The organism is Ensifer sp. ENS02 (genome assembly GCF_014851885.1).
In the GTDB taxonomy this organism is placed as follows: domain Bacteria; phylum Pseudomonadota; class Alphaproteobacteria; order Rhizobiales; family Rhizobiaceae; genus Ensifer; species Ensifer adhaerens.
Genome location: NZ_JACVAO010000001.1, coordinates 391026 through 412838, shown reverse-complemented (window position 1 = coordinate 412838; position 21813 = coordinate 391026). Strand labels below are relative to the sequence as shown.

The window sequence follows — 21813 nt, the reverse complement described above, 5'->3', positions numbered from 1 at the left end:
GCCACGACCTGATCTTCGATGACCAGCACACCATTCTGAAGTAGTGAAAACGCAGCCGAACCCAGGACCGATCAGCGGTTGCTCGCGGACTACCGCGCCGATCCGCCTTTACACGAAGTTGAGAGAGCGTGATGTCGGAGACTGCATCCGCAGAACGGCGTTGCCGGGTTACGGCCTTGAAAACAACCTCACGGAAGGCGACCCGCGCACTTGACCTTGCCCGTCGGCGGTCCGGGCAATCGGCGAGACCTATCGATACGACAAATACGCTCCGTGATTGCGCGGCAATGAATTCGCCACCGAAGAGACGTTGATGCGCGACTAAAATTGCTCGGCGCGGTCATGGTGCATCGCGCCAAGCCGCTGCTCTCATAGACGATCACCCCGCCTGCTGTGCCCCATGCGCGTGGATCACCGCATCCGCCTCCTTGCCGTAGAGCTCCTCGAAATGGTCGAAGCTCTTGGAGAAGTAGCCGATGCCTTGCGTCGCGGCCCTTAGTGTCCGGGCGAGATCGTCGAGCGCCGATCCCGGCACCAAGGCGCGAAAGATGTCCCAGCCCTTGGCGGTCTCGTCACGGTCGAAGCCGAGCACCTGGCCCTTGTAGGTGGAGACGATCGGCACCAGGCTGCCGGAATAGATCGAGGGGATGTGGATCTCGACGCGGATGACCGGCTGCATCAGAACGGCCGAGGCCTGCGACAGCGCCTGGCGCACGCCCATCTTGGCGGCCGCGCGGAAGGCGAAGTCGTTGCTGTCGACCGCATGGTGCTGGCCGTCCGTCAGGGTCACGCCGACATCGATCACCTGAAAGCCGAGCGGCCCCTTCTCCATCGCTTCGCGCGCGCCGGCCTCGATCGCCGGGATGAAGTTGCGCGGCACCGCCCCGCCCTTCACCGTCTCGGCGAAAGAGAAGCCGGCGCCGCGCTCGTTCGGGTGCACGCTGAGCTTGACGTCGGCGAACTGCCCGGCACCGCCCGTCTGCTTGCGGTGGCGGTAGTGCACGTCGGAGGGTTTCAGCACGGTCTCGCGATAGGTCGGACTCGGCGGCCTGTCGGTGACGCCGACATGGAAGACGTCGGCGAGCGTCTTGCAGAGGTCGCGCAGGTGCATCGGCCCCTGCACGCAGACGAGCTGCGCGCCGCTGCCTTCCTCCTGCATGACCGCGAGTGCGCGGTCGGTCTCGGCGAGCTTGGCAAGCGTGCCCGAGAGCTTGGTCTCGTCGCGCTCGCTGTCGGGCACCAATATGCGCACCAGCATCGGCGTCGGCGGCAGCGTCCAGTCCGGCGCCTCGGCGGTGCTGCTGGCGGCAAGCAGCGCCGGCACCGGCAGATGGTCGGCCTTGACAGCGGCAAAGATCGCGCCCGCCTCCGGCGTGGCGTTCGGCAGCGGCTTGCCGGTCGCCGGGTCCTGCAGCGAGCCGAGGCTGCCGCCACCGAGCGTCGCACCCTGCTTGATACCGGATGTCAGCGCCCTGACCAGCACCGTCTTGCCGACATTCGCCTTGTGATAGGCGTGAAAGCTGACGGCCGAAAGCGCCGTCTCGGCGATCGGTCCGGCCTCAGCCAGCCTCTTTCGAAGCGCGTCGACCTGAGGCGCCTCGTGGCGCAGCGCCTTCATCAGCCGCAGAATGCCGTTGGCGTGGCTTGCAGCGCCCACCAGCACCGGGATGATGCGGTTTTCCTTCAAGAGCCGCGTGGAGATCGCATAGATCGTGTCGTTGGCCGGCGCCCGGTCCTCGATCAGCTCTTCGAGCAGCCAGTCGTCGAATTCCGAGAAATGCTCGAGCAGCTCGGCCCGCGCCTCCTTTTCCCGATCCATCACCGTGTCGGGGATTTCGATCAGCGCCGAGGTCTGTCCCTCGCGGTAGCGCCAGGCGCGCTCGGAGATCAGGTCGCAGGTGCCGACGATCTTGTCGCCTTCGCGGATCGGCACCTGGCGCAGGAGCAGCATGTGGCCGGAATAGTCCTGAAGCGCGGCGATCACGTCGCGCAGCCGCCCCTGCGGCTCGTCCATGCGGTTGATGAAGAGAATGCAGGGCGTGCCCGACGCCTCGATCGCCTTCAGATAGGGCGCGGCCAGCACTGCCTCCTCCGGCACCGGCGAAACGCAGAGCACGCAGGCGTCGCTGGCGATCAGCGCGTGCTGGGCGTGTCCCAGCGCCTCGGTGCCGCCGGGTGCGTCGAGCGCGCACCAGGCTTCGCCGCCAAATTCGAATTCCGTGAGGTTCAATCCGTAGGGTGAAGCAGCTTTTCTGGAGGCCCCCTCCAGACCGGCCAGCTTGTCTGCCAGCGTGGTCTTTCCGGTCTGCGAGGGCCCAAGTACCGTGAAGCAGCGCATCGGCAATCCTCCCCTGTCGCGATGACGACGGGCGCCGAGCGTTGCGACGCCCTTGTTCTATTAATTCTAGGGCAGCTTTTGCGCTTTCAATGGTAGCCGGGCACGATGGCGGCAAGTCTTTACGCGTGCGCGTTCTTTTCCGGCGCTAACCGCTTGGAATCGATCAGCATGGCGTCCCCAAAAAATCGGCGCGTGTCCGGCGCGGCTGCCGCCGTTCTGCGCCACGGGCCCCGATCTTTTGGCCCTGAACCCCGAAAACCGATTGCGAAACAGGACCGGTTTTGCGATAAACGGGCACGTAAAGACCTGACGACCGATCCGCAAGCGTCCCTTCCGCACTGGAGAATACGCGCATGTCCCTCACGCTTTACCAGCATCCACTCGCTTCCTTCTGCCACAAGGTGCTCATCGCGCTTTACGAAAACGAGACCCCGTTCAAAAGCAGCCTGGTCGACCTGCTCGACCCGGAAGAAGCGGCCCGCTTCGCGGCGCTGTGGCCGGTCGGCAAGATGCCGGTCTTGACGGACAGCGCTCGCGACGTGGTGATGCCAGAGACGTCGATCATCATCGAATATCTCGACCGCCATTATCCGGGCCGCCGGCGGCTGATCCCCGATGACCCCGACATGGCTCTGAAAGCCCGGCTCTGGGATCGCTTCTTCGACAACTACATCCACGTGCCGATGCAGAAGATCGTCACTGACACGCTGCGGGCGCCAGGTGAAAGCGACCACCGCGGCGTTGCCGATGCCCGCGCCGCGCTTGGCTTGGCCTATGGCATGGCCGACGCGCACTTCGCCACCCATGAATTTGCCGCGGGCGATGCCTTCAGCCTTGCCGATTGCGCCGCCACCCCGGCTCTCTTTTATGGCGGCATCGTCGAGCCCTTCGATGAGACGCATCCGCATCTTGCGGTCTATTTCGAACGGCTGCTCGAACGCGCGTCCGTCCGCCGGGTGCTCGCCGAGGCGCGTCCGTATTTCCATATGTTCCCCTACCGGAACCTGATGCCGGAGCGGTTCTTCGAGATTTAGAGAATGTCGCGCAAAAGGGCGCAGCGGTTTGCGATAGACAACTCAATCTGAAAATCGCGATGTGCTTCAGGCGCCGCCGGCGTCAATTGTCGGCGCGATGCCGCGTTGAACCACCCTGCTGCTCCAGCCACATGGCGTTTTCGAACAGCACGCGCTCGTCGGCAATGCCCCTGCGGAACTGGCCCGTAATGTGGCGGGCCAGCCGGTCGGCACGTTTGCCGTAGCGCGGGATGTCGCACCAGATGCAGACCCGGTCGAAGGTGCGTTGCAGCATATCAAGATCGTCGGGGCCGATCGGGCCGTCCGGTTCGCGTGCAAACTCCTGCATTGAAGCCTCCTGGCTGCCAAGGGCCGGCGCGCCGCTATCCGCGTACGCCGCCAACCGCGGGTCGAAACCAATTGTGCCTTTCAGGGCGGACGCTCTTACGAATGCCCGCCGGCTGCGACGGAAGTGACGCGTGGCACTTGCTTCCGCCCAATCGCCGTTGCACGGACACCCGATCTCGGCGCCTGATCGATCCGGTCCATTGCGTGCAGGAGAAGCGCCTGTGGCCTGGCCGTCCGAGACATTACGCGACCGCCCGTATCGGGACGAAAACGCGAACGATCTTACAGCCGCCGGAGCCGCATCCTGCCCAGCGAAGGCGGCAGTATGCGCCGATCGGGAGATAAAGCAACGTCGCCGCACGCGAACCCTGCCGCGATCGGTCGTTTCCAGACCGGCACGAAGGTCACCGTCATCCATGCCTCCGCCGGTCGAAAACGGCGCCGGCGGGGCATGCGAGGCTTGGCTCAAGCCTACTTCACCTGGGCCGGCGGCGTGCCGATCGGGAAGGCGATGGTGACGAAACCGGCCGTGCCTTCTGGCCGGTTCTTGGCGCCAAATTCCTGGAAGACCTTGAGCGTCAGCGATACCGGCGTCTCGGCCATCTTGAAATTGTAGCCCATGGTGCCGCCGATCGCGGCAATACGGCCCTTGAACGGGCCGAGCCTTGCGCCGGCGCCACTGTCGCCGGTCACCTGCTGGTAGAAGTAGCCTGCAACGCCGGCGGAGAACTCCTGCCCGAAGTGCTTGGTAACGGCCCATTCCGCGTGGAATTCCGTACCCGTGCGGTAGTCCGTCGCCGGGTTCTCGCCGTTGAAGGTGAAGCCCGCGGCGCCCGAGATGTCGAAGCCGGTTTCCGGATTGAACCAAGTGCCGGCGAGCGTGAAGTCGCCAGCCCAGCGGTTGAACGAGAGATTGGCGAGCTGCCCCTTCTGGTAGTCGCCGATCGGCACGTTGACCGAGGCGTTCGCCGTCCAGTGGAAATCGCCCTCGTGCCAGCCGAGAACCGCGCCCAAAACGGGGTCGCCGATAGTGAAGACAGAATCGCTGACCGAGGCCGAGCGACCGGCCCTTGGCGCCGAAAGCGTAGCGTCGATATCCGGCCCCCCGAAGGGCACGATCGCGGTGAAGCCGAGATTGCCGCCGAGCACTTCTTCGGGCATCACCCAGAGGCCGGTGCCGAAGATGCCGATCAGCGTCGCATCGACCTCGCCGACGATCTCGCCACCGAGCGGAAGCTGCTTGTTGCCCTTGAGCTCGCCCACATAGAAGTAGGTGTCGTTCTGGAAGTAGGTTCCGGGCGGCGCCAAAAGGCCGGCCATCGGGCCACGTGCGCCGAGCAGATAGAAGCCGGCACCGTTTTCGGCCGCATTCGCCGTCAAAGGCGCAACAATGCAACCCAGACCGGCAGCGATCGCCGATGTGGACAGCAGACGCTTTACAACGCTCATCCAGTGATTCCCCTTAATCTCTCGACGAAACGATAACATTTTGCCGTGTTCAAGCCAGCCCTAAGAAACCGGAGCTGCAACCACCGCAACATCCGATTGCAGAGTGTTGCAGGCCTACACACTGGGCCCGCGCCGCGGACGCGGCCTCTTTGACCGCCACTTGACCGCCGCTGTCGCCTTCGGCTTTCATCCGGTGAAGCTTGCGTTCCCGTTTCCCCACCAGCAAAGGACCAGAGACCATGGAATACCGGCTGCTCGGCCGTTCCGGCCTGAAAATCTCTGTCATCACCATGGGCACAATGACGATCGGCGGCCGCGGCAAGTTCGCCGAGGTCGGGAATGTCGGGCTGAAGGAGGCGCGCCGCTATGTCGACCTCTGCCTCGATGCCGGCGTCAACCTGATCGACACGGCCGACATCTATTCGACCGGCCATTGCGAGGAGATCATCGGCGGGGTCCTCGGCGGCCAGCGCAAAGACGGTGTGCTCGTCGCTACCAAGGCGCGCTTTTCGATGGGGCCGGGGCCGAACGACGGCGGGCTCTCGCGCCAGCACCTGATTGCCGCCTGCGAGGCGAGCCTGAAGCGGCTGAACACCGACGTCATCGATCTCTACCAGGTGCATGAATGGGACGGCCTAACACCGCTCGAAGAAACGATGGAGGCGCTCGACAGCCTCGTTCGCAGCGGCAAGGTCCGCTATATCGGCTGCTCCAACTATTCCGGCTGGCACATCATGAAGGCGCTCGGCGTCAGCGCGCTTGAAGGCCGCCAGCGCTTCATCAGCCAGCAAATCCACTACACGCTCGAGGCCCGCGAGGCTGAATACGAGCTGATGCCGATCGCCATCGACCAGGGGCTCGGCGTGCTCGTCTGGAGCCCGCTTGCCGGCGGACTTCTCTCCGGCAAGCACCGGCGAAACGAGACACCGGAAGGCACCCGCCAGCTTGCCGGCTGGAAGGAGCCGCCGATCCGCGACGAGGAGCGGCTCTGGAAGATCGTCGACATGCTCGTTGCCATCGCCGCCGAGCGCGGCGTGTCGCCGGCGCAAGTTGCGCTCGCCTGGCTGATCGGCCGCAAGGGCGTCACATCAGTCATCATCGGCGGCCGCACCGAGGCGCAGTTCAGCGACAATCTCGCTGCCGCAAACCTGAAGCTCACCGATGAGGAGAAGGAACTGCTCGACGCCGTCAGCCTGCCGCCGGTGATCTACCCTTACTGGCATCAGCTCTGGACCGCCAAGGACCGGCTCGGCGAGGCCGACCTGTCGCTGCTCGGGCCGCATGTCTGACGCACGTGGGAACGGACCTGCGACCCGGGCCGAGTGTCCGGGCCGTCAGGATGAAACCAAGGCGTGTCCCTTGCGCGTTACGATAAGGTGAAAGCGCCCTATTTCGCAGCAAAGCAATAGAACAGCCCCTCGCCGCCGGTGCCCTTGAAGGCCTCGACGGTGCAGCCGCCCCGCGTCGCGTGTGAAGAGTTCCAGGATTTGGCCTCGGCGGAATCGTTCAATCCGGTGCGGTCGCTGTGGCCGACGATCGCCGCGCCGTCGGCGCCGCCCATCGTCCAGTTGCCGCAGGTGTCCGGTGCCGCCGTGCCATCGGCTTTCGAGCCCGTCAGAATGTCGTGGCGGTTGGGCGTATCGCCGCGCCCGTTGATCACCTCGCCCTTTTCATTGAGCGCCGTCTGCTTCGTCAGGTTGTTCTTGTCGCTGTGGAGCGATGCGACATCATCGGCGATCTTCTCGCCCTTGGCGTTGTACCAGGGGCCTGCGCCGATCCGGTCCTTGGCGTTCTCCGCGTCGGTGGAAAGATAGGCCTTCCAGCTCTTGCCCGTCGCCCCCGCTGCCTTGGCGAGCGTATCGCAATAGGCGTCCGCCCCGGTGAGGCCGCCCAGATCGCCGCCCTTTCCGGGGTTCACGCTGGTGACGAAGAAACTCATGCTGGTGTCCTGCGCATAGGCCGCGCCGGAACAGGCCAAGGCGAATGCGATTGCTGCTAATGCGCGCTTCATGGCTCTCTCTCCCATCAACTGTGCCGAAAAGCCTATCGGCCGCCGCCAACCGAGTAAAATCGAATTGCCGTGATGGAGACCGCGCCATCTCAACGGATGGCGACGCAACGCGCGCGGCGACCTCTGCGCCACGTCAGGTGAAGGGCGATCCAAGCGCCGAGAGCCTCGACAGGTTTGAGGATGGCCCTTTTGCAGCAGAAGCGCTGCCCCTCACCCCCTGCCGGGACCTTCCCCCCGTCACGACGGCGAGAAGGCGACGTGGTCACCCGCTCCCCCCACAGAAACCTTGTCTACCTTGGGTTTGTGAGATCAGCCGCCGAGTGACGGTGCCCCCGTCGTCCATGTCCCCTCTCCCCGCGTGGCGGGCAGAGCGTTAGGGTGAGGGGCAGAGCCGGGCGCGTTCGCTCGGCAGTGCAAAAAGGCATCAGCCGGCCAACCCTTGACTTTCCGCCCAACATCGCCATTTCATATCATATGATACACTCAGTCACCGCATAGGAGACATTCATGGCGCTGGCGCAACCGGCTTTCGCACCCGCCCGGCAGGAAGAAGCTGTGATCGTAAAGGCGGTGGTGAAAGCCTGCGACCTCTGGAACCTCACCAATAGGGAGGCGGCCCAGCTCTTCGACGTGCCGATCGCCACCTGGAACCGCATGAAGGCCGGCGACTTCAAGGGCAGGCTCGACCAGGACAAGCGCATGCGCGCGAGCCTGATCGTCGGCATCTTCAAGGGCCTGCGGCTGTTCTTCAACGGGCCGCTTACCTATCAATGGCCGAAGGCGGTCAACACCGGCCCGCTGTTTTCCGGCCGCTCGCCGGTCGACCTGATGATCGAGGGCGGCATTCCCGTGATGATGAAGGTCAGGCGCTATCTCGACGGGTTGCGCGGCGGCCTATGATCGCGCTGCCGGAAATCGACTTCAACGAGCCGGCAACCGTCCGGCTGATCTCGACCGCCTATATCGACGAGCCCGCGGTCAAGCCGCTCGCCGACGATGACGACGAGATCGAGATCCTCAACCGGCTGGAGGCGATGACCTCGGCGCGGCTGAGCCCGCTCGCTCTGCCCATCGGCGTCGATCCTGCCGAACTCCTGAACGAGACCTTCGGCTACGGCTGGTCGCTGATCAATGCCGCCTTCTGCCATGCCCGGCCTCCAGGCAACCGCTTCAACGGCGAGGAGCGCGGCGCCTGGTATTGTGCCTTCGGCCCGCGCGCACTCCAGACCTGCCAGGCGGAGATCGTCTATCACCGCACCCGGGCGCTTCGCGAGGCCGGCAGCTTTCATGACATCGGTCGCTACCGCGAACTGATCGCCGGCTTCACCTGCCGCTTCCATGACGTGCGCGGCGAAGTGGACGCCGCCTATCTCTCCCCCGACACCGCCGTCGCCTACCCCGCCGGCCAGGCGCTCGCCGCCACCATTCTTGCAGAAGGCGGCAACGGCCTGATCTATCCGTCGGCCCGTGATCCTGAGGGCACGTGCCTCGCCGTCTTCCGCCCCTCGGTCATCCAGAACGTCCGCCAGGGCCACACCATCACCTTTGAATGGACGGGCAAAGCAGAGCCACGCATCATCGAAGAAACCTGAGCGGCTGGCGCGAAGGCCGTTTCTTTCTTGCCATCGCAATGTTGCGGTAATGCGCCCGTTGGAGAAGGGCTCGCTTTCCGGATTTCGGCGCCTCGAGCGGCCCGGCCGGTACGGCAGAAACTGAAAACGTGTAAATCAGATTGTTATTGACGCTTTGCCAGGCTGGACGCGTGTCCCCGTCCCTCCGGTTCCTTGCCCCCAACTCCCTCGCCCGCTGATCGGGAAAGGGAATGGCAGCGGCCCGGCTCCGCCTACCCTTCGGTTCCCCTGCCCGCCCCGCAGAGGGAACCGCTCGCGCCCAGGCGCAGGATGTGGACGCCGAGAGCGCTGCAAGGTCCCTTCTCCCCGCTCGCCCCGCGGGGAGAAGGTGACCGCAGACGGGATTAGACAGAGACTGCCGCCCAGGCCACAGCGTCGACCACGAGGACCGAATGACGATTACACTCCTGCTCGTCGATACCGTCGATGCCGATGTCATCCGGAGGCTCGACGTTCACGAAAACCAGATGGATTTCATCGCCAGCAACGACGAATCTCTCGAAGAACTCGGCGAACGCCCCGAATGCGTCGGTTTTGCCGTGATGGCCGAAGGCGCGCCGGTGGGTTTCGCCATGTATGCGCTCGACCCCGATGACGGCAACCACTGGATCTACCGGCTGATGATCGATGCCCGCCACCAGGGCAAGGGCTATGGCGCCAAGGCGCTCGCGGCCCTCCTGGACCACATGGCCAAGATCCCTGAATGCGGCGACATCTATCTCGGCGTCTACCCGGAAAACACCCGCGCCCACGCCCTCTACCACCGCTTCGGTTTCCGCGAGACCGGCATGGTCCTCGGCGAGGAAAAGGTCATGCGGCTCGACCGCAACTAGGCGGTGGCGCGATCCGACCAAACAACCTTCCTCCGTCCAGGCGGGGGAAGGTCCATGAATTCGTTCCGGGTGCTACCATGACACCACCGTCAAGAACCCGGAGCAAGCCGCCGTGCCGCTGACCAGCCAGATTTCAGTCTATGATCCGCGATGGCCCGATCTGTTTCTCTCCGAGCAGCAGCGCATCCGCAGCGTATTCGCAAATGCGCTCGTCACGATCCACCATGTCGGCAGCACCGCCGTCCCCGGTCTCGCCGCGAAGCCGGAAATCGACCTTCTGGTCGAGGTGTCCGAGCATCGCGACGTGGGCGATGTGACGGAGCGGATGAAATCGCTTGGATATGTTCGCGGCACGGACCTTTCGCAGGACCACCACTTCTATCGGCGCGACGTCAGTGGCGTTCGAACCCACAAGGTCCATGTGTGCCGGTCAGGACATTGGCAGATTGCAAGAATGCTGCGGTTTCGCGATCTTCTGCGGCAGGATCCGGACCTCAGCGCCCGCTATCAGGCGCTGAAGCTGCACCTCGATCACGAACCAGCATGGCATCGGCGAGTACCTCGCCTCGAAGGCTCCCTTCATCGACGCTGTCTTGGCGCACAAGCGCGAGCGAGATTGATATCCGGCCCCGATTGCGGACATCCCGCCATCGGGGCACTATGCCGCCTCGGTACAATAGCGGGAGCAGCTCATGCTTGACGGCTCATGTCACTGCGGCAATGCGAAGTGGACGCTCAAAGGCGACCCCGGCCCGATCACCGCCTGCAACTGCACGCTCTGCCACCGCTACGGCACGCTCTGGGCCTATGACTACGAAGGCGAGCGCATCGCAGTCAGCGGCGAACTCACCGCCTATACCCGCGCCGACGAGAAGGACCCGACGCTCGAAATCCTCTTCTGCCCGACCTGCGCCGGCGTCGTCGCCTGGCGCAGCCTGCACCTTGACGAACGGGGCCGCCGGCGCATCGCCGTCAATCTCAGGCTGGCGGCGCTGGACCGGGTCGCAAACCTTCCCATCGACCATTTCGATGGCCTGGTCACCTTCGAAGACCTACCATCCGACGGCCGCTGCGTGCGCGACCTTTGGGCGTAGGAGCTCGCACCACCACGAGATGGCAACCCCAAGGCAAGAAACAGTCTGGCGGCTCCAGCCTGCACAACGGCTGCAATCAAAGTAGATCGGTTCCAAGAAAGTAGATGAATATGCTCGAGCAAGCGAAGCCGTCACGGGGTTCCAATATGTCGGGCTGCCTCTTCCTCTCCTTTGTCGGCGTTGCTGTCTCGCCGGTCTTGCCGGAACTGTTCGGACATCCCTACATCCCCACAGCCAGTTGGATTGACTGGAGCGGGTCGGCGGCTATCGTGATCGGCATTCTCGCGGCAGTCTATTTCTTATGGTTGATCACGCTGGGGGCTGCGGGTCGCTTTCAGCGACTGGGTGCAAAGACAGTTTTGCTCACTTTTGCCGCGCCATTTATTGGCTTCTGGCTCGGGTACAGGGTCGTGGTGCTCGGCGGACCGATGCTCGTTGCTCTCGCCATCGGCAGCGGTATCGAACACACCTTCACAGTCAAGTCGAGTGAATCGGACTTCAGATGCTCGAGCAGTCTCACGGTCGCCGAACTCCCCGTGCTGGCTAACAGGTTCTGTGGTCTTGCTAAGGAATTGGCAGGCCCGCTCGGCCCTGGCTCGCGCGTTTCAATCACGGGGCGGGGCTGGCGATGGGGCGTGTTTGCGGGCAGTGTCAGACGGATCGATTGAGCCTCGGCCGCCTTCATGAAAAATTGAAGCAATCAGGCGTTGATCCGCACGCCGCCGCCAGATGGAGAGAGAACGTCCATGCGACATTTGACTTACGCGACCGCGTCACTTCTCGCTCTCCTCAGCCTGTCGGCCTGCTCCCAGTCATCCTCGTCGTCGCCTCCACGTCCCTCGACATCGGAGGCGACCGCAGCGGCGCTTCGCGGCGGAAACCCGACCGACGAGCGCGCCTGCGAACAGGCCGTCGTCAAGCAGACCAACAACCCCGACATTGCGACGCTGAGCTCAGAGATGTCGCAGGCCAACACGCAAGTCATCATCGGCGTCGGCCCCGAGCGCGCCAAGTGGCGCTGCCTCGTCTCCCGCGGCAAGGTCGCCGAGGTGATGTCGTTGACCGACGAAGGTGCGATGTAGGTAGGCGATCCGTGGACGGAAGCCACATCGCGCCCGGCGGGCAGTTCGCCCTGCCTCGCTCGGTCGCGCTTTCCCGGATCGACAATAACCGAACGTTGCGACGATATTGATGCACAATCGAAAACAGCTTATGTCTTGAGATGCCGGATGGTGAGGGACGTCTTGGTCCGCAATCGCACGGTTGCCGCCCACCGACCTGCCCCTTTACTCCCTGCCCCATATCCGGAACATCCCATGGACGCACCTGAGCCTGCGAAAGAGCCACTCTTCACCAAGCTTCTGCGTTATGTCGCCGTAACCTGCTTCTTGCTCTTTGCACTCCCTATGCTTGGCGCGTTTGTCGGATACCTCTATATCCCCTCACCTGAATGGATGGAGTTGACCCGGACAGCCGCTCTGATCGGCGGCGCCTGTGGCTCCGCGCTGATCCTGTTGGCGGTCGCGACCAGCCCGGACTCCATGAATTATGCCTACGCCGATCCAAAGACAGCCTTGTTTGTCGCCATAGTGCCGTTCCTCGGCTTCGCGATGGGGTACATCATCGTAACGATGGGCGTTCCGATGGCCGGCGCATTGGTCGCGGGCAGCCACGTCGAGCGCATCTACACCGTCGCCTCGATGGCCCGTTCCAAAAAATGCTGGAACTCCATCGAACTCATCGAGCCGCCGTTTCAGGCAGATCAGCTCTGCGGGTACTCGTCCGAACTTCGAGACAGTCTTTGGCCCCGTGATCGGGTGGCGATCAGCGGACGCGGCTGGAAATGGGGCCTCATCGCCAGCGACGTCAGGAAGATCAAATGAGCCTCAGCTCTGCTTTGCGATGACCCGCGCCGCGACCGGCTGATCGATGCCCTTTAGCGTCAGCAGCCGCGTCGCCGCTCCTGACGCCAGCTCCCCGGCCTGGCCCGCCGTTTCGGTCGAGACGATGATCTCCCCCGCCTCGGCCTGGGATTCGAGCCTCGAGGCCAGGTTGACCGTGCCGCCGATCGCGGTGAAATCGCTGCGGAATGTCGAGAACTCGCCGATCTCGACCTCGCCCGAATGAATGCCGACGCCCACGCCGAGCGGCCGTTCGCCGAGGTCGTCGAGGTCGAGGCGGCCGAGTGCATCGGCGCAGAGACGCTGGATATCGCGTGCTGCCATGATCGCCGCTTGCGCATGGTCTTTCCGGATGATCGGAAAGTTGAAGATCGCCATCAGCCCGTCGCCCATCTGCTTGTTGACGATGCCGTCATGCGCCCAGATCGCCTGGGCGCAGCGATCCTGGAACAGGCTGACGATCTGGCTCAAGCGCACCCGCTCGATCCGCTCCGAAAGATGCGTGAATCCGCGGATGTCGGCAAACAGGATTGTGGCACTTGCCGCAACGTGACTCTGCTTCTTCACGTAACGGAAGGAGCGCTCGCAGATCGTACAGATGTTCGGGTTCATCTTGCTGCGGGTAATACCGAAGGCACGGAACGGCAGCGCCAAAGGCCCGCGGATCGGGATCGGCACATGCATCTGGTCCCAGCATCCCCGGCAGATGCGGGCGTCATGGCTGGCGGCAGGCTGAATGGAAGAGGCGTCTGTCATGGTGCGCATCTGCTCCGGCTCGCATGACCCGATGGCGTCAGCGAAGCTTCGGACATTTGCAGCACTTTAGCAACGGCTGGATCGACGCCGGGGGAACGTTCCGTACCGCCCGGCCGTCACGCGGCAAACAGGTTCTCCGCCATGAAATCGACGAAGGCACGCACCTTTGGCGAAAGATAGCGATTGGTCGGCCAAAGCACGCGGAACGTGCCGGTTTCGCGAAGGTAATCTTCCAGCAGCGAGACCAGCTTGCCTTCCGCCAGTTCAGGCGACACGGCAAAGGGCGGCAGGCAGGTGATGCCGAAGGAGCGCTCCGCAAGAAAGATCAAGGGGTCAAGCGTACTCGCCACCGTGGTCACAGGCAGGTCCAGCTTCACCTCACGCCCGTCACGAACGAGTGGCCAGGGTTCGAGGCGGCCGGAATTGGCGTAGCGGTGATGAAGGCAGCGGTGCCCAAGCAGGTCCTCCGGCACCTCCGGCCGCCCATGAGCCGCGAGATATTCCGGCGAAGCGACGATCCGGTGCCGGAACGTCCCGAGCTTGCGGCTCATCAGGCGTGTATCCTTCACGTCGCCGGTGCGGATGACCGCATCGAAGCCCTCCTCGATCACATCGACCAGCCGATCGGTGAAATCGAGATCAAGATTGATCAGCGGATAGGCGCGCATGAAGTCCGATATGGTCGGCATCAGCAGCATGCCGGCGAGCGGCAGGCTGACGCGCAATTGCCCGCGCGGCGTCGCATGCGAGCGTGACAGTTGCGCCTGGGCCGTTTCGAATTCGGACTGGATGCGGCGGCAGGTGTCGAGAAAGAAGCTGCCGTCCTCGGTCAGCGCCATGCTTCTCGTCGACCGGTTGAAGAGGCGCACGCCCATCTCGTCTTCGAGCCGCGCGATCGCCTTGCCGACGGCCGAACCTGAAAGCCCTAGGCGATGCCCGGCGGCCACGAAGCTGCCCGCCTCTGCCACCTGAATGAAAATGCTGAGCGTTCCGAGCTTGTCCATCGCGCACCGATTACGGAATCTTTTTCCGAAGTGATGAGAATACGCGCTCGTTTATCCGCTATTTCTCTCCCGATATCCAGGTGCCGTCGCGGTCGATACGCCGCGGCGTTTAAATGGAGAGAAGCATGACAACGATCCCTACCCCCACTTTCACGGCGTCCCCCGTTCCGACGACCTTCGTCGTCAACGTCATCCACGCCCATCCCGGCAAGCAGGAAGAAGCCTTCGCCGTCATCCAGGACGTCGTGCACTACGTTGCCGAACGGAAGGAAGGTTTTCTGTGGAGCACGCTGTCGAAGAGCACCGACGGCGAGACCGTCGTCAATGTCGAGGCGATCCAGGGCACCGGAAATGTCGATGAGTTCTTCTCCGATCCGGTGTTCGCGGAGAAGTTCCGCAAGCTGGACGAAGTCTCCCGCAGCGAGTTCCACATCTATACGGTCGGCGATCTCGTGCTGCCGAAGCGCTGAGCCGCAGCCTGATCGCCACGCCCTGCGCCTTCACGCGAAGACGCAGGGACTCTTTCGCCTCTGTCATCCCGCCTTCTTCACCGGCGGGATGAGCCACGACCCGTCGAGAATGGAAGGCGGGCTGTCGTCGGGCCAATAGAGCCGCATCATCAGGATGAACTTGCCCTTCGGCGCCGGCAACCAGTTGTTTTCCTTGTCCTTGCCGGGTGATTCATTCTGGATGTAGATCTCCGTCGAACCGTCGGCATTGGCCTTGGGGCTGACGCGCGCGCTGATCGAATAGCGGTTGAGCGGATTGTCGACGAAGAAATAGTTCTCGTCGTACATGGTGATCGACCAGAAGCCGCGCACCGGCGGCAATTGCCCCTTGGGGAAGGTGACGAGGTATTTGTTGGAGCCGTGATAGGCGCGGGAAACCAGGCCGTCCCTGGACTTCAGCGACGTCGGATAGATCGCATCCTGCGGACGATTGGCGCCAAGCCCGATCGCCGTGATCAGCGCCCGCTGCAGATAGTTGGTGCCGTAGATACCGGTCTTGGTGGTGAAGCCCCAGCCGTTGACGTTCTGGATGTCACCATCGCTGAACTTGAAGTGCAGCATGATGCGATGGAACGCCATGACGGGGATGCGCGAGACGAAGGCGGCATCGAGCTTGCTCTTGTCGAAGTCCTGGCCCGGCACGATGCCGATTTCGGCAAATTTGGCGATCGCCTCGCCATCCGCCGCCGTCGGCGGATTGGTCTTCATCAACTCGCAAAGAAGCGTGAAATATTCGACCGCATCCATGCGATTGACCTGCTCGCGCACCGCCGTCTTCATGTCGATCGACGGATCGACCTTGCCGACCGGCGGCGTCCAGTCCTTGCCATAGGCGCTGAGCGGACAAAGCTTGCACTCGTCCTGAAGTGCATGCACCGCCGCATAGTCCTCCGGCGTGCCATCGCAATAGATGCGCCCGAGGATCCAGACGATGCCGGTTGAGGATTTGTATTCGGTCACGCCGTCGGGAAGGCTGCCCTGCCAGCCCGGCCCGGTAATGGCATAGGCCTGCGCCCCGCCGCCGGTCGTGCGCTTGCCCGGCACCTGAAACACCGTCGTCCAGCCGTCGAGCATCGGAAACAGGAAGAAGCGATCCTTCATGTCGGGGATCGACAGCACCCACGGCTCCTTGCCCACATCGACGAAGGCTGTCGTGTACAGCGTATCGGCATTCGGCGCGGTGACATCCTTGAAGGATGCGTTCGGATATTCACGCAGCTTGATGACGTGGCCCATCGGCCCCTTGCTGCCTTCGGGCTTGGCCACATTGGTCACCACCCGGCGGGTCATTTCCGTCGTCACCAGCGGATAGCCGTAGATATAGGCTTCCACCGCCAGCCAGAAATCATCGGCAGCCTCGACCGGATCGAAAAGCGGCGATTCCAGCGCGTTCGCAGGTAAGAACGATGCTGATGCAAGCAGGCCGGCGCCGCCCAATGCGACGGCGCGACGGGTCATGTCCATGTTTGCCTCCCCCTTTTTCTTTGGCGGGAGGAAGTTAGCATATACTAATAAGTACGACCAGACATTGTGTTCGGCCTGTCCTCGCGTGACCGCCCGAAGCGGGAGCGTCGCCATTTTTCGACGGCCCCGACCACACCAGCAAATCTGCAACACCGCGTCGGAGTTGTCAGGCGGCGCTTGACGCCTTTCCTGTGGCGTCCTTAGATTTCACGAGCACCCTCGCCTGCCGTGGGTTGCGCGATCCGCAAGAAGCTCAAGTCTGGAGGCCCCGATGCGCCGAGTCACTTCTCAAGAAACCCAGATCCGAATTTTTGAGAAGCTGATGGGATATGCGCACATTGAATCTGGGCATCCTCGCCCACGTGGATGCAGGCAAGACTAGCCTTACGGAAAGACTCCTTTTTGACACCGGCGCGATCGACAGACTCGGCAGCGTCGATAGCGGCAATACCCAGACCGACAGCCTTGAACTCGAACGGCAGCGTGGCATCACCATTGCCGCCTCCGTCGTGTCATTCAGGCTTGGCGATCTGGTCGTAAACCTCATCGACACCCCCGGGCATCCGGACTTCATCGCCGAGGTCGAGCGCGTGCTGCAATCGCTCGATGCCGCTGTCGTGGTCGTTTCGGCGGTGGAAGGCGTGCAGGCGCAGACCCGCGTGCTGGTGCGCGCCCTGCGCCGCCTCGGCGTCCCCTTCCTGTTCTTCGTCAACAAGATCGATCGCCTAGGGGCGCGTCCCGCCGAAGTGGTCGAAGAGATCGCCAGCCAACTCTCGGTCCGCCCCGTCAGCATGTCGGCGGCGGTCGAGGCCGGCAGCCGACACGCGAGAGCCGAGCCGATCGACTTTGCGCAGGAACCGCATTTTTCGGCACTTTCGGAGGCGCTTGCCGCCAATGATGAAGCCTTGCTCGACGATTATGTGCTGGCACAGCAGCGTCTGACTGTCGAGCGGCTGCGGAAGGCCTTGGCGACGCAGCTTGCCGAAGGCGCTCTGCACCCGGTCTATTGCGGCATCGCCATGACCGGCGTCGGCGTGCCGGGCCTGATCACCGCGATCGAGACGCTGTTGCCGGCGAAGGCGCCCGCCCCGGATGCACCGGTCGAAGGCCGGATCTTCAAGATCGAGCGCGGCTGGGGCGGTGAAAAGCTCGCCTTTCTCAACCTGACGTCCGGCACCGTCGCCATGCGCGACTATCTCGTCCTTCCCGGCGGCGCGGCGAAGGTGACCAGCATCCAGCTCTTCGACCAGGGCCGGCTGGAAAAGGTGGACCAGGTGACAGCCGGCCGCATCGCCAAGGTGGGCGGGCTTGCCCATGCCCGCATCGGTGATTGGATCGGCGTCGGCGGAAAGCGTGCCGGAGCGTTTCACTTCGCCCCGCCGACGCTCGAAACCCTCGTGCGGCCGAGGCGCCCTTCGGACAACACGGCGCTGTGGCTTGCCCTTCAGCAACTGGCCGAACAGGACCCGTTCATCAACCTGCGCACCAGCGACGATGCCAGCGAGATGTTCGTTTCGCTCTATGGCGAGGTGCAGAAGGAGGTGATCGAGGCCACCCTGTCGGCCGATTTCGGGCTGGAGGCGCATTTCGAGCAAAGCACGGTCATCTGCGTCGAACGGCCCCTTGGCACCGGAACCGGCATCGAGATCCTCTTCCGCGAGCCGAACCCCTTCCTTGCGACCGTCGGCCTCAGGATCGAACCGCGGCCGGCGGCAGCGGGCAACAGTTTTGCCCTGGAAGTGGATGTCGGCCAGATGCCTGCGAGCTTTTACCGGGCGGTCGAAGAGGCCGTTGCCGAAACGCTGAAGGCCGGGCTCTTCGGCTGGCAGGTGATCGATTGCCACGTCGCCATGACAGCGGCGCGCCAGACCTCGCCGGCCAGCACCGCCGTCGATTTTCGCCGGCTGACGCCGCTGGTGCTCGCCGAGGCGTTGTCTTCGGCCGGCACGGTCGTCTGCGAGCCGATCGACAGCTTCCGCCTTGAAGCGCCCGCGTCCGTCCTGACGGCCATTCACACGCTGCTCGCCAAGTCAGGCGCGGCGACGACGGATTCGATCATCGAAGGCGGCGTCGCCCGGCTTGCCGGAACGATCGCATCGGCCAACGTCCAGGGCGTCCAGCGGCAGTTGCCGGGGCTCACCAGCGGCGCCGGCGTGCTCGAAAACAGCTTCGATCACTACGCGCCGATCGCAGGCACGCAGCCTTCCCGGCCCCGGTTGGGCGCGAACCCGTTCGATCGGGCCAATTATCTCCGGAGCCTGCGATAACATAAGAACACCGCGCGCCTCTTCAGACGCGCGGTGCCACCATGCTCTTGCTTGATGATTGTACCTGGCTGGCAGCGGCGCAAAATGCTGCCGCCTGCCAAGCCGATCAGAACGCCAGGCGATTGCTGGACCAGACCGGGCCGAGGCGCTCTTCTTCCTTGAGCGTCGTCGAACCGTAGGAGAAGCGCAGGCCACCGAAAAGGGTGCTGGTGTCGCCGGAAACCGAAGCGCTCAGCCCTGAAAGCTCTTCGTTGGTGTATTTGTAGCCGGCAAAGAGCGTGACGGGGAAAGCGTCCAGCCGGTAGTTGGCCGTCAGCTTGACGCTGCGCAGGTCGTAATCCAGGTCGTTTTCGCTCATGCGATGCAGCGAGCCGTCGACGTCGAAGCGCAGGTTGTCGGTCGCGTAGATGCGCGCGCCGAGCGAGCCCATGTAATGATCGGCATCGATGTCGTCGAAGTCTTCCACACTCGCCTGGCCATAGCCGATCGCGCCATGCAGCGTCCAGGTATCAAGGAAGTAGGCCGCTTCGACGCCACCCATGTAATCGTTGAGGTCGAGGCCGATGCCCGGGTCGAGGCGTGCGCCTTGCACGAAGACGCCTGCCGCAAAAAGATCATTGCGGTAGTAGCCGTGCAGCGCGCCGTCATAGCTGTTCGTGTCGATATCCTCAAAGGAGGCGCGCGTGTAGCCGAGATCGACCTGCAGGTTGAAGCCGGCGCCGGCGTCGAAGTTCACCGCACCGCGCAAGTCCCATGCATCCGCATCGATATCGCCGGGCGAGTCCACGGCCGCGCCGTAGGACGTCTCGACGTAGCCGACGATGCCGCCCGACGCCTGCTCCACCGGCACTTCATAGGCATCCTGCGGCCCCACCAGCGGACCGTCGATATCGGCAGCAGCCGCAATCGAAACACTTGAAAGAAGAAAAATGACGAAACTGCTCGTCCTGACCATTGCCCCACTCCGGTTCAAACCCCGGAAATAAGGTAAACGAACACGGTTAATACAATCTCTACGGGAAGCGGAGCAGACGTCCTGCAAACGTCGACACGATTCGGACACTGTGGCAGCCGTTCATCCCGCGGACGGCCTTCGTCCCGCGCGCGCCGCGCCACACTCTGACCGCGCCACATCAGCGGCTGTCTCACAGCCCGCGGTGAGCGGCTTGCCCCTCATCCGGCCTGCCGGCAACCTTCGCCCCGCTTGGCGGGAAGAAGGACATGCGTGGCACTCCCTCCCGTGGCAACAGGCGCCACAGCTTTATGGCGGTCCAGTTTACACCCCGGTCTAATTGGTCTGCCTGGGACCAAACGCATTTGACGCTCGTTGCGACCGCGTTCGAAAACGCTGCGATCCGGGCTCGTCCCCTCTCCCCGCCTGCGGGGAGAGGGTTAGGGTGAGGGGCAAGCAGAGTTAGCTCTCGGGTTAAACCTGAGGAGATGGGTAAGGCCACCCCAAGGTTCGGCTAACAGCCCTTACTGGTTGGCGATCTTCTCGCGCAGCCGCTCGTCCTGGGCGGCGATCTCCGGCGTCACCAAGTCGCCGAAATCTTCCATCTCGAAGACCGGGCGGATTTCGATTTCGCTCGGGCCCGGCATCGGGTTCGGGCAGCGCTTCACCCAGGCGATTGCCTCGGCCATGTCCTTGACGGTCCAGATCCAGAAGCCGGCGACCAGTTCCTTGGTCTCGGCAAAGGGGCCATCGATGACCACGCGGTCGGCGCCGTCGAAGGCGACGCGGGCGCCACGCGACGAGGGATGCAGCCCCTCGCCCGCCTGCATGATGCCGGCATTGACCAGTTCCTCGTTGTACTTGCCCATGGCTTCCAGCAGCTCGGTCGAGGGCATGTTGCCCGCTTCGCTGTCCTTGGTCGCCTTTACAAAAACCACTACGCGCATTGTCCATTCTCCTCTGTCACGCCAGTCCCGGTCCTCGTGACCTCTGGGGGTGCCGGCGTGGTGAAACCCAAATAGTGAGAGCAGGCTGCGGGCGAAAGACCCGCGCGGATTTTTTTCCTATCCCGCTCCGGTGGAGGAAGCCAGATTGCCTCCCTGCCTAAATGACGAACGGGAAATGTCGGCGCCGACAGCGGTGTCGAATATTTTTCAGAAAAAAAGAACTGGCAGAAATGAAGAGAGAAAAGCGCTGCTCGACAAGTCCATCGCCGCAGATCCGAACGTGCGCCGTTGGCTCAAGAACCCCCAAGCCACTCCCCTCATCTGGCGGCTTGGCACGAGGCCGGCCCCCACCCACCCTCATCTCTGTGCTCGTCACAGAGATCCAGCAGCCGTGCGTCGGCACGGTGGGAAGTACGGTCTTGGCACGACGCCTCTTGGGAACCAGGTCCCTCGCGCCGCCGACGCGACGCGGCTGAATTCCTGTGACAAGCACAGGAATGAAGGACGCACTGCCCAAGAACCGTAAAAAAGAGGGCCACACCGCACCGGCATGGCCCTGGAGAATTCAATGCGGCTCAGGTGGGCCGGCGCGTCTTACTGCGCCTGCATATGCAGATCCGCCATCGCCTGCCGGAGATCATCGATCGGCGTCTGATTGGCCATCTTCTTGCCCTCCAGTTCCGGCGGCATCTTCCAGCCTGGATCGATGCCTTCCATGTTGGGCAGCTCGTGGGCGATGCCCTTATGGCAATCGATGCAGGTGGCCTTGCCCGAGAGCAGATAGCGGGTGTGGATCTCGGCCGCCCGCTGCGTCTGCTTCTGCAGGTCCATGGCGACGGAGGAATGGCAGTTGCGGCATTCAAGGCTGTCATTGGCCTTCATGCGCGCCCATTCGTGCTGCGCCAGTTCCAGCCGCTTCTCGAGGAATTTCGGCCTGGTATTGATCGTGCCGAAGATCTTGCCCCAGACTTCCTTCGAAGCCTGCATCTTGCGGGCGATCTTGTCGGTCCATTCGTGCGGCACGTGGCAATCCGGGCAACTGGCGCGCACGCCCGAGCGGTTGGAGAAGTGGATGGTGCGCGTCAGCTCCTGATAGACGTTGTCGTGCATCTCATGGCACGAGGTGCAGAACTTTTCGGTGTTGGTGAGTTCCAGCGCCGTGTTGAATGCACCCCAGAACATGACGCCGCCGATGAAGCCGCCGAGCGTGAGGAAGCCAAGACCGAGCGTGCCGGCCGGCGTCTTCATGATGCCCCAGGCCCAAAGGATGATTTTCCTGATCCATGCGATCATGTC

At 63.3% G+C, this 21813-nt stretch carries 22 protein-coding genes; 12 read left to right on the top strand and 10 right to left on the bottom strand.

The features are described from left to right. Positions 1-379 precede the first annotated feature (379 nt). On the bottom strand, positions 380-2338 hold the full coding sequence (locus IB262_RS02080; protein ID WP_060603559.1) for an elongation factor G: 1959 nt from the start codon (positions 2336-2338) through the stop codon (positions 380-382). Between the two features lie 353 nt (positions 2339-2691). Between IB262_RS02080 and IB262_RS02075 the strand changes: the two genes are divergently transcribed. Then, positions 2692-3372: a glutathione S-transferase family protein gene (locus IB262_RS02075; RefSeq protein WP_060603562.1), complete on the top strand. Its 681-nt coding sequence runs from the start codon at positions 2692-2694 to the stop codon at positions 3370-3372. Positions 3373-3454: 82 nt separating this feature from the next. Here IB262_RS02075 and IB262_RS02070 read toward each other — a convergent pair whose 3' ends face one another. Beyond that, a complete protein-coding gene (locus tag IB262_RS02070) occupies positions 3455-3700 on the bottom strand; it encodes a hypothetical protein (RefSeq protein WP_034793196.1) in 246 nt (81 codons plus the stop codon). Positions 3701-4170: 470 nt separating this feature from the next. After that, entirely contained in the window at positions 4171-5148 is a 978-nt protein-coding gene (locus IB262_RS02065) for a transporter (protein WP_112975886.1), read from the bottom strand. Positions 5149-5387: 239 nt separating this feature from the next. Between IB262_RS02065 and IB262_RS02060 the strand changes: the two genes are divergently transcribed. After that, positions 5388-6437, top strand: coding sequence for an aldo/keto reductase (locus IB262_RS02060; protein ID WP_192493371.1), 1050 nt, complete (start codon positions 5388-5390; stop codon positions 6435-6437). Positions 6438-6535: 98 nt separating this feature from the next. Here IB262_RS02060 and IB262_RS02055 read toward each other — a convergent pair whose 3' ends face one another. Then, a complete protein-coding gene (locus tag IB262_RS02055) occupies positions 6536-7159 on the bottom strand; it encodes a hypothetical protein (protein ID WP_060516083.1) in 624 nt (207 codons plus the stop codon). Positions 7160-7666: 507 nt separating this feature from the next. Between IB262_RS02055 and IB262_RS35855 the strand changes: the two genes are divergently transcribed. From IB262_RS35855 to IB262_RS02015, 8 genes are all read left to right on the top strand, one after another. Further along, on the top strand, positions 7667-8059 hold the full coding sequence (locus tag IB262_RS35855) for an antitoxin Xre-like helix-turn-helix domain-containing protein (RefSeq protein WP_034793180.1): 393 nt from the start codon (positions 7667-7669) through the stop codon (positions 8057-8059). Further along, positions 8056-8751: an RES family NAD+ phosphorylase gene (locus tag IB262_RS02045; protein WP_060603575.1), complete on the top strand. Its 696-nt coding sequence runs from the start codon at positions 8056-8058 to the stop codon at positions 8749-8751. The genes IB262_RS35855 and IB262_RS02045 overlap by 4 nt, the downstream gene beginning before the upstream one ends. Before the next feature lie 431 nt (positions 8752-9182). Beyond that, on the top strand, positions 9183-9623 hold the full coding sequence (locus IB262_RS02040; RefSeq protein ID WP_112975889.1) for a GNAT family N-acetyltransferase: 441 nt from the start codon (positions 9183-9185) through the stop codon (positions 9621-9623). Between the two features lie 112 nt (positions 9624-9735). Next, on the top strand, positions 9736-10323 hold the full coding sequence (locus IB262_RS02035; RefSeq protein ID WP_348646577.1) for a GrpB family protein: 588 nt from the start codon (positions 9736-9738) through the stop codon (positions 10321-10323). Next, positions 10316-10717 (top strand): hypothetical protein, encoded by a 402-nt coding sequence (locus IB262_RS02030; protein WP_060516079.1) that lies wholly within the window; start codon positions 10316-10318, stop codon positions 10715-10717. The genes IB262_RS02035 and IB262_RS02030 overlap by 8 nt, the downstream gene beginning before the upstream one ends. Positions 10718-10821: 104 nt before the next feature. After that, positions 10822-11385, top strand: a complete 564-nt coding sequence (locus tag IB262_RS02025; RefSeq protein WP_112975890.1) for a hypothetical protein — start codon at positions 10822-10824, stop codon at positions 11383-11385. Between the two features lie 78 nt (positions 11386-11463). After that, on the top strand, positions 11464-11799 hold the full coding sequence (locus IB262_RS02020) for a hypothetical protein (protein WP_060516077.1): 336 nt from the start codon (positions 11464-11466) through the stop codon (positions 11797-11799). 234 nt (positions 11800-12033) lie between these two features. Beyond that, a complete protein-coding gene (locus tag IB262_RS02015; protein ID WP_112975891.1) occupies positions 12034-12600 on the top strand; it encodes a hypothetical protein in 567 nt (188 codons plus the stop codon). Positions 12601-12603: 3 nt separating this feature from the next. Here the strand turns inward: IB262_RS02015 and IB262_RS02010 are convergent, their stop codons facing one another. Together IB262_RS02010 and IB262_RS02005 are read right to left on the bottom strand one after the other, a co-directional pair. Beyond that, the gene (locus tag IB262_RS02010) at positions 12604-13374 is read right to left on the bottom strand and encodes an adenylate/guanylate cyclase domain-containing protein (protein ID WP_060516188.1); all 771 of its coding nucleotides are present in this window, start codon (positions 13372-13374) and stop codon (positions 12604-12606) included. A gap of 116 nt (positions 13375-13490) precedes the next feature. Then, complete coding sequence (locus tag IB262_RS02005) at positions 13491-14378, bottom strand: LysR family transcriptional regulator (protein ID WP_060583237.1); 888 nt, start codon at positions 14376-14378, stop codon at positions 13491-13493. A gap of 125 nt (positions 14379-14503) precedes the next feature. Between IB262_RS02005 and IB262_RS02000 the strand changes: the two genes are divergently transcribed. Further along, a complete protein-coding gene (locus tag IB262_RS02000) occupies positions 14504-14848 on the top strand; it encodes an antibiotic biosynthesis monooxygenase (RefSeq protein WP_162728764.1) in 345 nt (114 codons plus the stop codon). Positions 14849-14911: 63 nt separating this feature from the next. Here IB262_RS02000 and IB262_RS01995 read toward each other — a convergent pair whose 3' ends face one another. After that, the gene (locus IB262_RS01995; RefSeq protein ID WP_112975892.1) at positions 14912-16351 is read right to left on the bottom strand and encodes a DUF1254 domain-containing protein; all 1440 of its coding nucleotides are present in this window, start codon (positions 16349-16351) and stop codon (positions 14912-14914) included. Positions 16352-16680: 329 nt separating this feature from the next. Between IB262_RS01995 and IB262_RS01990 the strand changes: the two genes are divergently transcribed. Then, positions 16681-18618, top strand: a complete 1938-nt coding sequence (locus tag IB262_RS01990) for a TetM/TetW/TetO/TetS family tetracycline resistance ribosomal protection protein (protein WP_112975893.1) — start codon at positions 16681-16683, stop codon at positions 18616-18618. A 106-nt stretch (positions 18619-18724) separates the two neighbouring features. Here IB262_RS01990 and IB262_RS01985 read toward each other — a convergent pair whose 3' ends face one another. From IB262_RS01985 to IB262_RS01975, 3 genes are all read right to left on the bottom strand, one after another. Then, the gene (locus tag IB262_RS01985) at positions 18725-19573 is read right to left on the bottom strand and encodes a hypothetical protein (RefSeq protein ID WP_034793150.1); all 849 of its coding nucleotides are present in this window, start codon (positions 19571-19573) and stop codon (positions 18725-18727) included. A 521-nt stretch (positions 19574-20094) separates the two neighbouring features. Beyond that, positions 20095-20517: a YciI family protein gene (locus IB262_RS01980; protein ID WP_192357115.1), complete on the bottom strand. Its 423-nt coding sequence runs from the start codon at positions 20515-20517 to the stop codon at positions 20095-20097. A 594-nt stretch (positions 20518-21111) separates the two neighbouring features. After that, a complete protein-coding gene (locus IB262_RS01975) occupies positions 21112-21810 on the bottom strand; it encodes a NapC/NirT family cytochrome c (protein WP_034793141.1) in 699 nt (232 codons plus the stop codon). Positions 21811-21813: the final 3 nt, after the last annotated feature.